At 72.9% G+C, this 13,795-nt stretch carries 10 protein-coding genes; all 10 read left to right on the forward strand.

The window, feature by feature from the left end; all coding sequences use genetic code 11:
- The first annotated feature begins 344 nt into the window (after positions 1 to 344).
- Entirely contained in the window at positions 345 to 2,114 is a 1,770-nt protein-coding gene (locus ACFFCA_RS12325; RefSeq protein WP_375485188.1) for a peptidoglycan D,D-transpeptidase FtsI family protein, read from the forward strand.
- A gap of 1 nt (position 2,115) precedes the next feature.
- Entirely contained in the window at positions 2,116 to 3,642 is a 1,527-nt protein-coding gene (locus tag ACFFCA_RS12330) for a UDP-N-acetylmuramoyl-L-alanyl-D-glutamate--2,6-diaminopimelate ligase (RefSeq protein WP_375485190.1), read from the forward strand.
- The gene (gene murF / locus ACFFCA_RS12335) at positions 3,635 to 5,068 is read left to right on the forward strand and encodes a UDP-N-acetylmuramoyl-tripeptide--D-alanyl-D-alanine ligase (RefSeq protein WP_375485192.1); all 1,434 of its coding nucleotides are present in this window, start codon (positions 3,635 to 3,637) and stop codon (positions 5,066 to 5,068) included. Before ACFFCA_RS12330 ends, murF begins: the two co-directional genes overlap by 8 nt.
- Entirely contained in the window at positions 5,065 to 6,156 is a 1,092-nt protein-coding gene (gene mraY / locus ACFFCA_RS12340) for a phospho-N-acetylmuramoyl-pentapeptide-transferase (protein ID WP_375485194.1), read from the forward strand. The genes murF and mraY overlap by 4 nt, the downstream gene beginning before the upstream one ends.
- Positions 6,156 to 7,523 (forward strand): UDP-N-acetylmuramoyl-L-alanine--D-glutamate ligase, encoded by a 1,368-nt coding sequence (gene murD / locus ACFFCA_RS12345; protein ID WP_375485195.1) that lies wholly within the window; start codon positions 6,156 to 6,158, stop codon positions 7,521 to 7,523. The genes mraY and murD overlap by 1 nt, the downstream gene beginning before the upstream one ends.
- On the forward strand, positions 7,520 to 8,965 hold the full coding sequence (gene ftsW, locus ACFFCA_RS12350; protein WP_375485196.1) for a putative lipid II flippase FtsW: 1,446 nt from the start codon (positions 7,520 to 7,522) through the stop codon (positions 8,963 to 8,965). The genes murD and ftsW overlap by 4 nt, the downstream gene beginning before the upstream one ends.
- Entirely contained in the window at positions 8,962 to 10,071 is a 1,110-nt protein-coding gene (locus tag ACFFCA_RS12355) for a glycosyltransferase (RefSeq protein WP_375485198.1), read from the forward strand. The genes ftsW and ACFFCA_RS12355 overlap by 4 nt, the downstream gene beginning before the upstream one ends.
- Positions 10,068 to 11,567, forward strand: a complete 1,500-nt coding sequence (gene murC / locus ACFFCA_RS12360) for a UDP-N-acetylmuramate--L-alanine ligase (RefSeq protein ID WP_375485200.1) — start codon at positions 10,068 to 10,070, stop codon at positions 11,565 to 11,567. Before ACFFCA_RS12355 ends, murC begins: the two co-directional genes overlap by 4 nt.
- Positions 11,564 to 12,337 carry a cell division protein FtsQ/DivIB gene (locus ACFFCA_RS12365; RefSeq protein ID WP_375485202.1) on the forward strand — a complete coding sequence of 258 codons (774 nt, stop codon included), beginning with the start codon at positions 11,564 to 11,566 and terminating at the stop codon, positions 12,335 to 12,337. The genes murC and ACFFCA_RS12365 overlap by 4 nt, the downstream gene beginning before the upstream one ends.
- Positions 12,338 to 12,587: 250 nt before the next feature.
- Complete coding sequence (gene ftsZ, locus ACFFCA_RS12370; RefSeq protein WP_375485204.1) at positions 12,588 to 13,778, forward strand: cell division protein FtsZ; 1,191 nt, start codon at positions 12,588 to 12,590, stop codon at positions 13,776 to 13,778.
- Positions 13,779 to 13,795 lie beyond the last annotated feature (17 nt).

The following is a 13,795-nucleotide window of genomic DNA, read 5'->3' on the forward strand; positions in this document are numbered from 1 at the left end:
GACCAGGGCGCCGCCTGGCCGGAGACCGAGGCGGCAGCCACGAGCGGACGAGAGGCGATGGCGGTCACCGCCGAGGATCGGCGGCACTGGTCCTATCGCCCACTGGGCCGCGTCGATCCGCCGGAGGCGCAAACGCGCGGGGGCCGGGGGCCCGGGGGTGGGGCCGGCCGGGGCCGCCTGGGGGGGGGGTCGGCTTCGAGGGGCGGCGGCGGGTCGAGCCGTCCGGCCGTCCGAACCAGGGGCGTCCGAACCAGGGGCGTCCGGTGCAGGGCCGTCCGAACCAGGGCCGTCCCGTCGCCCGACGCGCGCCGAGGCGCCCCCCGGCGCGCAGCACACGCCGGGCGTTGCGTCTCGGCCGCCTCGACGGGCGCCTGCGCTACGGCTTCGCGGCGGTCTGCACGCTGCTGCTCGTCATCGGCGGTCGGCTCGTCCAGCTGCAGGGTGTCGACCACAGCAACTACGCGACCGCGGCCGCGGACCAGCGCGACAACGTCGTCCCCCTGAACGCGCTGCGCGGCACCATCACCGACCGCTTCGGCACGCCGATCGCGTACACGTCCGACGCGCAGGACATCACCGCCGACCCGCTGCAGGTGCCTGTGACCGCCCGGGCCCACTACGCGCAGGTGCTGTCACCGCTGATCAAGCGGCCGGCGGCGGCCATCGTCACCGCGCTGTCGGGCCGCACCCACTGGGCGCCGCTCGCGACGGCACTGTCGCCCGCGACCGCGCAGAAGATCATGGACCTGCAGCTCGTCGGCATCTACGAGCAGGCCACCACCCAGCGCCAGTACCCGAGCGGGTCGACCGCGGCGAACATCGTCGGCACCGTGCACACCGACGGCTCCGGCGCCGCGGGCATCGAGTCGGAGTTCAACAGCCAGCTCGCCGGCAAGAACGGCAGCATGCGCTTCGCGGTAGACAGTTCGGGCGGCACCAACCCGAGCAGCCGCGCCGACACCGTGCCCGCCGTCAACGGGTCGAACATCAAGCTGACCATCGACCAGAACCTGCAGTTCGTCGCGCAGCAGTACCTCGACCAGGCCGTGCCCGAGGCCAACGCCAAGGGTGCCCAGATGGCCGTCCTGGACGCCCACACCGGGCAGGTGCTGGCGCTGGCCGCATCCGGCACGTTCGACGCCGCGAACCCCAACACGATCAACCCCAACCTGCCCATCAACCCGACCGTCATGTCGGCGTTCGAGCCCGGCTCGGTGCAGAAGTCGATCACCTTCGCCGCGGCGCTGCAGCAGCGGCTGCTGACGCCGCAGTCCCACTACTCGGTGCCGGACTCGATTCGCACCGGTGGCGTCACCGTGCGCGACGCGTGGGACCACTCGACCCAGACCTTCACCGCCACCGGCATCCTCGCCGAGTCGTCGAACGTCGGCACCCTCAAGATCGCCAAGCAGATCGGCCCGTCCACCTGGTACCGCTACGAGAAGCTGTTCGGGGTGGGCGACAAGACCGGCATCGAGCTGCCGGGTGAGAGCGGTGGCTACGTGCCGCCGATCAAGGACTGGTCCGCGTCCACGTTCGCCAACCTGCCGTTCGGCCAGGGCGAGTCGATGACCGTGCTCCAGCTCGCGTCGATCTACCAGACGATCGCGAACAACGGGGTGCGCATCCCGCCGCGGATCGTCCAGTCCGTCACCGGCGCCGACGGGTCGGTGAAGGTGACCAAGCAGCCCAAGGGCATCCGGGTGGTCAGCCCGCAGACGTCCAGGACGCTGCGCACGATGCTCGAGTCGGTCATCCAGCCGGGCGGCACCGGCGTCAAGGCGGCCCTGCCCGGCTACCGCGTCGCCGGCAAGACCGGCACCGCCCAGCAGCCGGACCCGGCGCACGGCGGCGCGTACTCCAGCTACAAGAACTGGGACACCTTCGCCGGCATGGTCCCCGCCGACGACCCGCAGTTCGTGGTCGCGATCATGGTCGACAACCCCGCCCACGGGGTCGAGGGCGGCGACGTCGCCGCTCCGCTGTTCCACCACATCGCGGCGTACGAGGTGCAGCACGCCCAGATCGCCCCGACCGGCAGCAAGTCCGTCCACGTGCCGCTGGAGGACTGCGCCGGTCAGGACCGCCGGTACCTGCCCGCTAACGTCTGCTGACGTGCCGCCCAGTTCCTCGTCCGTCGGGCCGACCAACGACATCCCCCGCCCGGCCGCGGTGACCCCGCAGCGGTTGAGCAGCCTCGCCGCCGTCGCTCCGGTCACGCTGCACGGCGAGGACGTCGACGTCACGGGCATCACCGCGGCCAGCGACCTCGTCCGGCCGGGCGACCTGTTCGCCGCGCTGCCCGGCCGCACGGTCCACGGTGCCGCCTACGCCGGGGCGGCCCTGGCCGCGGGGGCCGTCGCGGTGCTCACCGACCCCGCGGGACGCGCCGCGCTCCCCGCCGGCGTGCCCGTCCTCGAGGTCGACGCCGTGCGCCCGGTGCTCGGCGCCGTGTCGGCCGAGGTGTACGGCCGCCCGTCCACCGGCCTGCACGTGCTCGGCGTCACGGGGACCAGCGGCAAGACCACCACGACGTTCCTCATGCGTGCCGGGTTGCAGGCGGCCGGCCGTACCAGCGGGCTGATCGGCACCGTCGCCACCCTCATCGACGAGACCGAGGTCAAGGCGCGGTTCACGACGCCCGAGGCGCCCGAGTTCCAGTCGCTGCTCGCCGTCATGCGCGAGCGCGGCGTCACCGACGTCGCCATGGAGGTGTCGAGCCACGCGCTGCGGATGGGCCGCGTCGACGGCATCGGCTTCGACGTCGCGGCCTTCACCAACCTGTCCGAGGACCACCTCGACTTCCACGACGACATGGAGGACTACTTCGCCGCCAAGGCGTCGTTGTTCGAGCGCACCGAGCGTCCGGTGGTGGTCGTCGACGACGAGTGGGGTGTGCGACTGGCCGGCACGATGACCGACCCGGTGACCGTGTGCACGAACGGAGGCACGGCCACCTGGTGGGCCGACGACGTGGTCGAGCAGCCCGACGGCAGCACCTCCTTCCTGGTGCACGGCCCGGGGGTCGAGCTGCGGAGCGGTTGCGCCATCCCCGGCCGGTACAACGTGGCCAATGCGCTGCTCGCCCTGGCCGTCCTGCACGCCACCGGCATCCCGGTCGACGTCGCGGCCCCGGCCGTCGCCGCCGCGTCGGTGCCGGGCCGGATGGAACGCGTCGACGAGGGCCAGCCGTTCCTGGCGGTGGTCGACTACAGCCACAAGCCGGCCGCGGTCGACGGAGCGCTGCGGGCGCTGCGGCCGCTCACCGAGAACAAGCTGATCGTGGTGCTCGGCTGCGGGGGCGACCGCGACCGCGGCAAGCGGCCGCACATGGGCGAGATCGCGGCCCGTGACGCCGACCTGCTCGTCGTCACCGACGACAACCCCCGTTCGGAGGACCCCGCTGCCATTCGGCGCGCGATGCTGGACGGCGCGCTCGCCGTTCCCAGCGCCGAACGAGCCGAGGTGGTCGAGGTGGGTGACCGCGCCGCCGCCATTGCCGCCGGTGTGGCCGCCGCCGGCCCCGGCGACACCCTGCTCGTCGCCGGGAAGGGGCACGAGACCGGGCAGGAGATCCATGGCGTGATCCATCCCTTCGACGATCGCGTCGTGCTGCGCGCCGAACTGACTGCCCGTGATTGAGCTGACTCTCGGTGAGGTCGCCACGCTGGTCGGCGGCCGGCTCACCGGCGCCGAACCGGACACCCCGGTCACCGGACCCCTCGAGTTCGACTCCCGCCGGGTCGTCCCCGGTGGGCTGTTCCTGGCCCTGCCCGGCGAGCGCGTCGACGGCCACGACTACGTCGCCGCGGTCACGGCGGCCGGCGCCGCGGCCAGCCTCGTCACCCGCCCGACGGACGGCCCGACGATCGAGGTCGCCGACGGCTTCGCCGCGCTGGCCGCGCTCGCCGGAGCGGTGGTGCGTCGTCTGCCCGACGTCACCGTCATCGGCGTCACCGGCTCGTCCGGCAAGACCTCGACGAAGGACGTGCTGGCCCAGCTGCTCGCGCGCCTCGGCCCCACGGTCGCGCCGCCGGGGTCGTTCAACAACGAGCTCGGCCATCCGTACACGGTCCTGCGCGCCGACCCGTCCACCCAGTTCCTCGTCCTCGAGACGAGCGCCCGCGGCATCGGCCACATCCGCTTCCTGACCGAGATCGCGCCGCCGCGCATCGGGGTCGTGCTCAACGTCGGCAGCGCCCACCTGGGGGAGTTCGGCTCCCGGGACGCCATCGCCCGGGCCAAGGGCGAGCTGGTCGAGGCGCTGCCGGCCGACGGGCTCGCCGTGCTCAACGCCGACGACCCGCTCGTCCTGGCCATGCGCGAGCGCACGACGGCGCGGGTCGTCACCGTCGGGGAGGCCGCGACCGCCGACCTGCGCGCCGAGGACGTCACGCTCGACGACCTCGGCCGGGCCCGCTTCCAGCTCGTGCAGGACGGGCGCCGGGCGCCGGTCGCGTTGCGCCTCGTCGGTGCCCACCACGTCGGCAACGTGCTGGCCGCGGCCGCTGTCGCGCTGGAGTGCGGCCTGGCCTTCGACGAGCTGTCGACGGCGTTGGGCGAGGTGGCGCCAGCCAGCCGCTGGCGGATGGAGACCACCGAGCGTCCGGACGGGGTGCTGATGATCAACGACGCCTACAACGCCAACCCCGAGTCGGTGGCTGCCGCGCTGCGCACGCTGGCCACGGTCGGCAGCCGCCGCTCAGGCCGCGCCGTCGCCGTGCTGGGGGAGATGGCCGAGCTCGGCGACGACGCCGCGGCGGAGCACGAGGCCGTCGGCCGGCTCGCCGCACGGCTCGGCATAGCGCAGCTCGTGGTCGTGGGCGACACCGCCCGCCCGATCCTGCACGGGGCCGCTCTGGAAGGCTCGGGCCCAGACGGATCGCGGTGGGTGCCCGACGTCGACGCCGCGGTGTCCTACCTGCGCGCGGAGCTGCGGGCGGGCGACGTCGTGCTCGTGAAGGCCTCGCGGGCGGCGAGCCTCGAACGGGTGGCCCAGGCGATCACGGACGATACGGAGTCCGGTCCCGCAGCCGGGCCGGCGCAGGAGGGAGGCGAGCCGCGATGAAGACCATTCTCGTCGCCGCCGTCTTCTCCCTGATGACGTCGATCCTGCTGACCCCGATGGTGATCGTCTACTTCCGCCGGCGGGGCTTCGGCCAGGAGATCCGCCTGGACGGGCCGCAGACCCACCTGGTGAAGCGCGGCACGCCGACCATGGGCGGTGTCGCCATCATCGGCTCGACCGTCGTGGGGTACGCGGTGGCGCACATCGTGCGCGCGATCCGCGGCGACGGCGGCGTGCAGGCCTCGGGCATGCTCGCGATCTTCTTGATGGTCGGGCTGGGCGCCGTCGGTTTCCTCGACGACTTCATCAAGATCCGCCGTCAGCGCAGCCTCGGGCTGCGGGCGCGCGCCAAGTTCCTGGGCCAACTGCTCGTCGCCGTCGTGTTCGGCGTCCTGGCCCTGATGTTCAAGAACCGCTTCGGGCTGACCCCCGCCTCGACGCACATCTCCTACGTCCGCGACATCAAGGTGCTGGGCATCGGCGCCGTCGGCTTCGTCGTCCTGGCGTACCTGATCATCTCGGCGACCTCGAACGCGGTGAACCTCACCGACGGCCTCGACGGGCTGGCGGCCGGGGCCGCGGCGATGGTGTTCGGCGCGTTCACGCTGATCACCTTCCTGCAGTCGCGCAACCAGTGCCTCAACATCCCGCACCCCGCGCCCGGCTGCTACCAGGTGCGCGACCCCCTCGACCTCGCCATCGTGGCGGCCTCGGCGATGGCGGCCTGCTTCGGCTTCCTGTGGTGGAACGCCTCACCGGCCAAGATCTTCATGGGCGACACCGGCTCGCTCGCGCTCGGTGGGCTGATGGCGGGACTGGCGATCCTCACCCGCACCGAGTTGCTGCTGGTCGCGCTCGGCGGCCTGTACGCCGCCATCACGGTGTCCTCGATCGTGCAGACCGGCTGGTTCAAGATCACGCGAATACGCACCGGCACCGGTAGACGGGTGTTCCGGATGGCGCCGCTGCACCACCACTTCGAGCTCGGCGGCTGGGAGCAGATCACCATCATCGTCCGGTTCTGGATCCTGGCCGGGCTGTCCGTCGCCTTCGGGGTGGGGTTGTTCTACGCCGACTTCATCGGCTGATGGCGTCGCTCGACCTGTCGGGACGTCACGTGCTCGTCGTCGGGGTCGGAGTCGCCGGCGCGTCGGCGACGCGGGCCCTCGTGGCGCGCGGTGCCGAGGTGCTGCTGACCGCGACCACCGAGGGCGCCGCTGTCACCGAGCTCGTCGAGGCCGGGGCCTCGTGGCTGGGGCCGCTCGACGCGCTGCCGCCGTCCGTCGACCTGGTCGTCGCGTCGCCCGGAGTCCCTCCGACGGACGCGGTGCTGGTGGACGCCGCCGCCCGCGATGTCGAGGTGTGGGGCGAGGTCGAGCTGGCGTGGCGGTTGCGAGCCGACGGCGCTGCCCCGTGGCTGGCCCTCACCGGCACCAACGGCAAGACGACGACCGTGCACATGCTCGAGGCCGTCCTGCGCGCGGCGGGCCACCGGGCCGTGGCGGTGGGCAATGTGGGGGTTCCGCTCATCGACGCGGTGCTCGCCGACCCGCCCTACGACGTGCTGGCCGTCGAGCTGTCCAGCCAGCAACTGCACTTCGCGCCGTCGGTGGCACCGGCCGCGGGGGCGCTGCTCAACCTGGCTCCCGACCACCTGAACTGGCACGGGTCCTACGAGGCCTACGAGGACGCGAAGACCACGATCTGGCGCGGCGAGGTCGCGATCGGCAACGTCGACGACGTCCGGGTCGCGGCCCGGCTGCCCGAGGGGGCGGTCACCACGACGCTCGGCGAGCCCGGCGTCGGCCAGCTCGGGGTGCGGGACGGGCGCCTCGTCAGCCGGGCCTTCGGCGACGACTCGCTCGACCTGCTCGCGGCCGCCGAGGTACGCCCGCCCGGGCGGCACAACGTGGCGAACGCACTGATCGCCGCGGCGATCGCCCGGGCGATCGACACACCGGCCCGGGCGGTGGCCGAGGGTTTGCGCGCCTTCGAACCCGACCCGCACCGGAACCAGGCGGTGCTCGAACGCGACGGCGTCACCTGGGTGGACGACAGCAAGGCCACGAACCCGCACGCGGCCGCCGCGTCGCTGTCGGCCTACCCGCGCATCGTGTGGGTCGCCGGCGGCCAGCTCAAGGGGGTTGACGTGGATCCGCTCGTGGCGGCGTGCGCCGACCGGCTGGCCGGAGCGGTGCTGCTGGGCCAGGACCGCGAGCTGGTCCGTGCCGCCCTCGCACGACACGCGCCCGACCTCCCCGTGATCATGGTCGACAGGAACGACGATGGTGCGATGACTGCCGCCGTGCGCGCTGCCGCCGATCTCGCGCGGCCCGGTGACACCGTCCTGCTGGCGCCGGCGGCCGCCTCCTACGACATGTTCACCGGGTTCGCGGCACGCGGGGACGCGTTCGCCGCCGCGGCCCGCGCGCTCGGCCCGGACGTCCCGCGGTGACGGCCGACCCCCACCAGGCGAAGGCTCGTCCGCGCACGTTCACCGACCGCGTCGGCCGGCTGGACCGTGCCTCGCGCGCCCGGCAGCAGTTCCTCGACAAGCCGTACGCCTCCGTGCAGATGCTGTTACTGGCCAGCGGTGGGCTGCTGCTGTTCGGCGTGCTCATGTCGGTGTCGACGACCATCTCGGCCGTCCACGACGGCACCGGCGGTGGCTCCATCTGGGGGCAGGCCGTCAAGGAGGGCGAGTTCATCGTCGTCGGGCTGCTCGTCTTCTGGGCGGCCGTGCGCATGTCGCCGCGGATGTTCCGGGGGCTCACCTACCCGGTGCTCGCCCTGGCCCTCGTGGGGTTGCTCGCCGTCCTGGTGCCCGGCGTCGGCGTCGTCATCAACGGCGCCCGCCGCTGGATCGACGTCGGCCCGGTCCAGCTGCAGCCGTCCGAGTTCGCCAAACTCGCCGTGCTGCTGTGGGGCGCCGACCTGCTCGCCCGCAAGCAGCAGCTCGGCAGCCTGCGCCGCGCCCGGCACCTGTTCGTCCCGCTGCTGCCCGGCTTCGCCGTGGTCATCGCCCTCGTCATGGTCGAGCCCGACCTGGGCACGACCCTGTGCTTCATGCTCATCCTGCTCGGGCTGCTGTGGATGATCGGCATGCCGCTGCGGTACTTCACGGTGGTGCTGGCCACCGTGGCCGGCGCCGTGCTGCTGCTCGCGGTCGCCGCGCCCTACCGCCTGCAGCGGCTGACCACCTTCACCGATCCGTTCAAGGACGCGAAGGGCAGCGGCTACCACACCGTCGAGGGGCTGTACGCGCTCGCCTCGGGCGGTCTGTTCGGTGTCGGCCTCGGGCACGGCACGTCGAAGTACGGCTACGTACCGAACGCCAACTCCGACTACGTCTTCGCGATCATCGGCGAGGAGCTCGGCTTCATCGGGTGTGCCGCGGTGCTCGCCCTGTTCGGGCTGTTCGCCTACTCGGGCCTGCGGATCGTGCGGCGCAACGCCGACCCGTTCGTGCGTCTCGCGTGCGGCGCGGCGACCATCTGGATCTGCGGGCAGGCCGTCATCAACATCGGCTACGTCAGCGGCCTGCTGCCCGTCACCGGCATCCCGCTGCCGCTGATCTCGGCAGGCGGCACGTCCCTGCTCGTCACCTTCTTCGTCCTCGGCATGCTCACCTCGTTCGCGCGGCACGAGACGAATGCGACGAACGTCTGCCGTCGCTCCGAACGCCTCGGCCGCCGCAGCCGCCTCGAGCGCTGGGCCCGCATACCCGTGCCCAAGCCCTACGCGGCCCCGGCCAAACGCCGTCAGGCCGCGCCGGCTCCTGCCGCCGTGGCACGCTCGCCCCGGCGTGCACCGGCCGGAGCGCCGGCCGGTCGGCCCGCGGCGCCGGCCCGTCCGGCCACGCCGCAGCGGCGCTCCGCACCCAGGAAGGTCTCATGACGGTGCACGTCGTCGTCGCCGGCGGGGGAACGGCGGGGCACATCGAACCGGCGATGAACCTCGCCGACGCGCTGCGCCGTCTGGACCCGGGCGTCGAGGTCACCGCCCTCGGCACGAGCAAGGGGCTCGACACCACGCTCATCCCGGCCCGCGGGTACCCGCTGGAGCTCGTGCCGCCCGTACCTCTGCCGCGCCGTCTGAACCGCGCGCTGCTGCAGACCCCGGGCAACGTCCGGGCCGCGGTGACGGCCGCCTCCGCGGTGCTCGAGCGCGTGCATGCGGACGTGGTCGTCGGTTTCGGCGGGTACGTGGCGGTGCCCGCCTACCTCGCCGCCCGACGCGCCAGCATCCCGATCGTCGTGCACGAGGCCAACGCGCGGCCGGGCCTGGCCAACCGGGGGGCAGCCCGGATGACGCAGCACGTGTTCACCGCGTCCGCCCAGGGGCACCTGCCGCACGCGACGCCGATCGGCATCCCGCTGCGCCCGGCCATCTCGCAGCTCGACCGCCCAGCACTGCGCGCCGAGGCCCGCGAGCGGTTCGGGCTGCGACCCGACCTGCCCACCCTGCTGGTGTTCGGCGGCTCGCAGGGCGCGCAGTCCATCAACCGTGCCGCGTCCGGGGCGGCCGACGGCCTGCGCGCGGCGGGCGTGCAGGTGCTGCACGTCATCGGCCCCAAGAACGAGCTCGACGTCGCGTCCGACCCCGACGTCCCCTACGTCGTCGTGCCCTACGTCGACGGCATGCAGTACGCCTACGCCGCGGCCGATTTCGCGCTCTGTCGGTGCGGGGCCATGACGTGTGCCGAGCTGGCGGCCGTGGGCCTGCCCGCGGCCTACGTGCCCTACCCCGTCGGCAACGGCGAGCAGCGCTTCAACGCCGAGCCGATCGTCCGGGCCGGTGGCGGTCTGCTCGTCGACGACGCGGCCCTCTCGCCGGACTGGGTGCTGCGCGAGGTCGTGCCGCGTATCGTCGATCCGGCGACGGTGGCCACGATGTCCCGCGCCGCCGAGTCGTCCGGCGCTCGCGACGCCGACGTCGTCCTGGCCCGCCGGGTGCTCGACGTAGCCGAGGAACACCGACGGTTTCCAGGAGCGAAGCAGTGACGGCGAGCCGGCCGACCCGCGACCACGACGGTGACCGTCCCGACGACTGGTCGGCCCCCGGGGCCGCACTGGTCCGCAGCGCGGCCACCGATGTCATCCCGGCGCTGGCCGACCTCGGCCGGGTGCACGTGATGGGCATCGCGGGCTCGGGGATGAGTGCGCTGGCCCGCATCCTGCTCGAACGCGGGCTGCAGGTCAGCGGATGCGAGGCGCGTGAGTCCACCACGGTCACCGGCCTGCGGGCCCTCGGCGCCACCGTGCACATCGGGCACTCGCCGAGCCACCTCGACGACGCCGACACCTTCGTCTACACGACGGCCATCAACCCCAACCACGAGGAGTTCGTGGCCGCCCGGGCCAGCGGCAAGCCGTTCCTGCGGCGCGCGGCGGCCCTCGCCGCAGCGCTCGAGGGCAAGAGCTGCGTCGCCGTCTCCGGCACCCACGGCAAGACCTCGGCCACCTCGTTGCTCGTCGTGGCGGCGCAGGCCTGCGGGGCCGACCCCTCGTTCGCCATCGGGGGCAACCTCTACGAGACCGGCAAGAACGCCCACCTCGGCAGCGGGCCGTTCGCCGTCGTCGAGGCCGACGAGAGCGACGGCTCGTTCCTGCTGACGCGGCCGACGTCCGCGATCGTGCTCAACGTCGAGGCCGACCACCTCGAGAACCACGGCAGCCTCGAGGGCATCCACCGCGCGTTCGAGCAGTTCGTCGACCGGGTCGACCCCGCCGGGCTCGTGCTGACGTGCGCTGACGACGACGGCGCCAGGCGGGTGGCCGACCACGCGCGGGCGGCCGGGCGGCGCGTGCTGACCTACGGCCTCAGCGAGGACGCCGACGTCGTCCTGTCCGATGTGCGGACCCGGGCGGACGCCGTCGAGTTCGACGTGCGCGGCCCCGGTGTCGGCGAGCGGCACCTCCGCGTGGGCGCGCTGATCGGCGCCCACATGGCCCTCAACGCCACCGCGGCCCTGGTGCTCGTCGCCGAACTGGGCCTCGACATCGACACCGCGATCGCTGCCTGGGCGGGCTTCGCCGGAGTGCACCGGCGCTTCGAGTCGCACGGCGAGGGCGGCGGGGTGCGGGTGTTCGACGACTACGCCCATCACCCGACCGAGATCGCGGCGTCGCTGCGCGGTGCACGCGAGGCGCTGGCCGGGACGGGGCGGCTCATCGCGGTCTTCCAGCCCGGGACGTACAGCCGCACCCAGACCTTCGCGCGGGAGTTCGCCGAAGCCCTGCAACTGGCCGACGTTGCGCTGGTCATGGACATCTTCCCGGCTCGTGAGGAGCCCATCCCAGGGGTCACCGGCGCGACCATCAGCGACCTGATCGACCTGCCCGACGGCGCGGTGATCTACGAACCGCGCTATGACGCGGTGCCGGCGCGGGTGGCCGCGGTCGCGCAGCCCGGCGACCTCGTCGTGACGATGGGCATCGGCAACGTGTACCTGTTGTGCCGGTCGATCCGGGACGCCTGCGCGGGGACGAACGCATGAGCACCACGACGCCGTTCCTGCGTCCTGCCGGAGCCGACCACGGCGACGGTGACGGTGACGTCGGCGGAGCGGGCGACCGGCCGGCCCCCACCTCGTCACGGCGCCGCCTGCGGCTGCTGCTCGCCGGGGGCGTCGTCGTGGTCCTCGCGCTCGTCGTCACCTGGGTCGTCGCCTTCAGCGCGCTGTTCGGCGTGCGCACCGTGCAGGTGCGCGGCGCGCACACCCTGACCGCCACCCAGGTGCAGCAGGCGGCGCGCATCGCGCACGGCACACCGCTGGTGCGTCTCGACACGGCCGCGGCGACCAGGCGCGTCGAGGCGCTGCCCGACGTCTCCTCGGCACAGGTCAGCACGTCGTTCCCGTCGACGGTGATCGTCACCGTCGTCGAGCGGGTTCCGGTCGGTTACCTCAGCACCGGTGGGCACGACGTACTCGTGGACCGCACCGGCAACGCCTACCACGCACTGGCCGCGGCGCCGGCCCGCCTGCCCAAGCTTGTCGTCCCGACCGGGTCGGCGGCGGCGTCGGCGCGGGCCGCGGTGGCCCGGGTGGCCGCCGCCCTGCCCGTCCGGTTGCGCCCGGACGTGCGCTCGATCGACGCGCTGGACCCGGTCGCGATCACGCTCGTGCTGACCAAGGGCCGGATGGCCCAGTGGGGGAGCGCGTCGAGCAGCGAGCAGAAGGGCCGGATCCTGCCGGTGCTGCTCGCGCACGCCAAGCACGACACCCAGTTCAACGTCGTCGACCCGCAGCGTCCGTACAGCCGCTAGACCGGCAGCGACGACGCCTGTCGGTTGTCCCTACCGACGGCGGACAACTGGCGGCGTGTCGCGCGGCGCGCCTGACGGCCAAATGCGTGCCGTGGTTCTAACTTCGGTCCATCACCCCAGGTTGACATAATATTAACCGTTTACTTGAGGGTGAGGGTTCTCGGACCATCGACCTTGTTTCCGTGCAGCCCGCTGTACGGAGCCCACCAGCCACCAGTCGCACCGGCCACACCAGCACACAGGAGCCACCATGACAGCACCGCACAACTACCTCGCGGTCATCAAGGTCGTCGGCGTCGGCGGCGGCGGCGTCAACGCCGTGAACCGGATGATCGAGGTCGGCCTCAAGGGCGTCGAGTTCATCGCCGTGAACACCGACGCGCAGGCCCTGCTCATGAGCGACGCCGACGTCAAGCTCGACGTCGGCCGCGAGCTGACCCGCGGCCTCGGCGCCGGTGCGCAGCCCGAGGTGGGCAAGAAGGCGGCCGAGGACCACCGCGACGAGCTCGAGGAGGTCCTCAAGGGCGCCGACATGGTGTTCGTGACGGCCGGCGAGGGCGGCGGCACCGGCACCGGTGGCGCCCCGGTCGTGGCCAGCATCGCGCGCAAGCTGGGTGCCCTGACCATCGGCGTGGTCACCCGGCCGTTCAGCTTCGAGGGCAAGAAGCGGGCCACCCAGGCCGACGAGGGCATCGACGCCCTGCGCGCCGAGTGCGACACGCTCATCGTCATTCCCAACGACCGCCTGCTGCAGATCAGCGAGAGCAACGTGTCCGTCATGGACGCGTTCCGCAGCGCCGACCAGGTCCTGCTGTCCGGTGTCCAGGGCATCACCGATCTCATCACCACGCCCGGCCTGATCAACCTGGACTTCGCCGACGTGAAGAGCGTCATGAGCAACGCGGGTTCGGCCCTCATGGGCATCGGCTCGGCGCGCGGCGACAACCGCGCCCGGCAGGCCGCCGAGATCGCCATCGCCAGCCCGCTGCTCGAGGCGAGCATGGACGGCGCCCACGGCGTGCTGATGTCGATCTACGGCGGCTCCGACCTCGGCCTGTTCGAGATCAACGAGGCCGCGACGCTCGTGGCCGAGGCCGCGCACCCCGAGGCCAACATCATCTTCGGTGCGGTCATCGACGACACCCTCGGCGACGAGGTCAAGGTCACCGTGATCGCCGCCGGGTTCGACAGCGGCCAGCTGCCGTACAAGAAGGTCGACATCCGCCACGAGCCGGCGGCGCAGTCCCGGCGTTCCGTGCCCGCGCACGCCGCGTCCACGCCGAACGCGGCCGCGGCGCAGCCCCAGCAGCCCCGGCCCTACGAGCCGGCCGGGCAGTACGGCACGCCGACCACGAGCAACGGTTCGCGTGGCGCCGCCCTGGACCTCGACGCCGCCTACGACGGCGACGATCTCGACGTCCCCGACTTCCTCAAGTCCTAGTCGGACCCGGGCCGGCA

The sequence above is a fragment of the uncultured Jatrophihabitans sp. genome, assembly GCF_964252635.1.
Taxonomy (GTDB): Bacteria; Actinomycetota; Actinomycetes; order Mycobacteriales; family Jatrophihabitantaceae; genus Jatrophihabitans.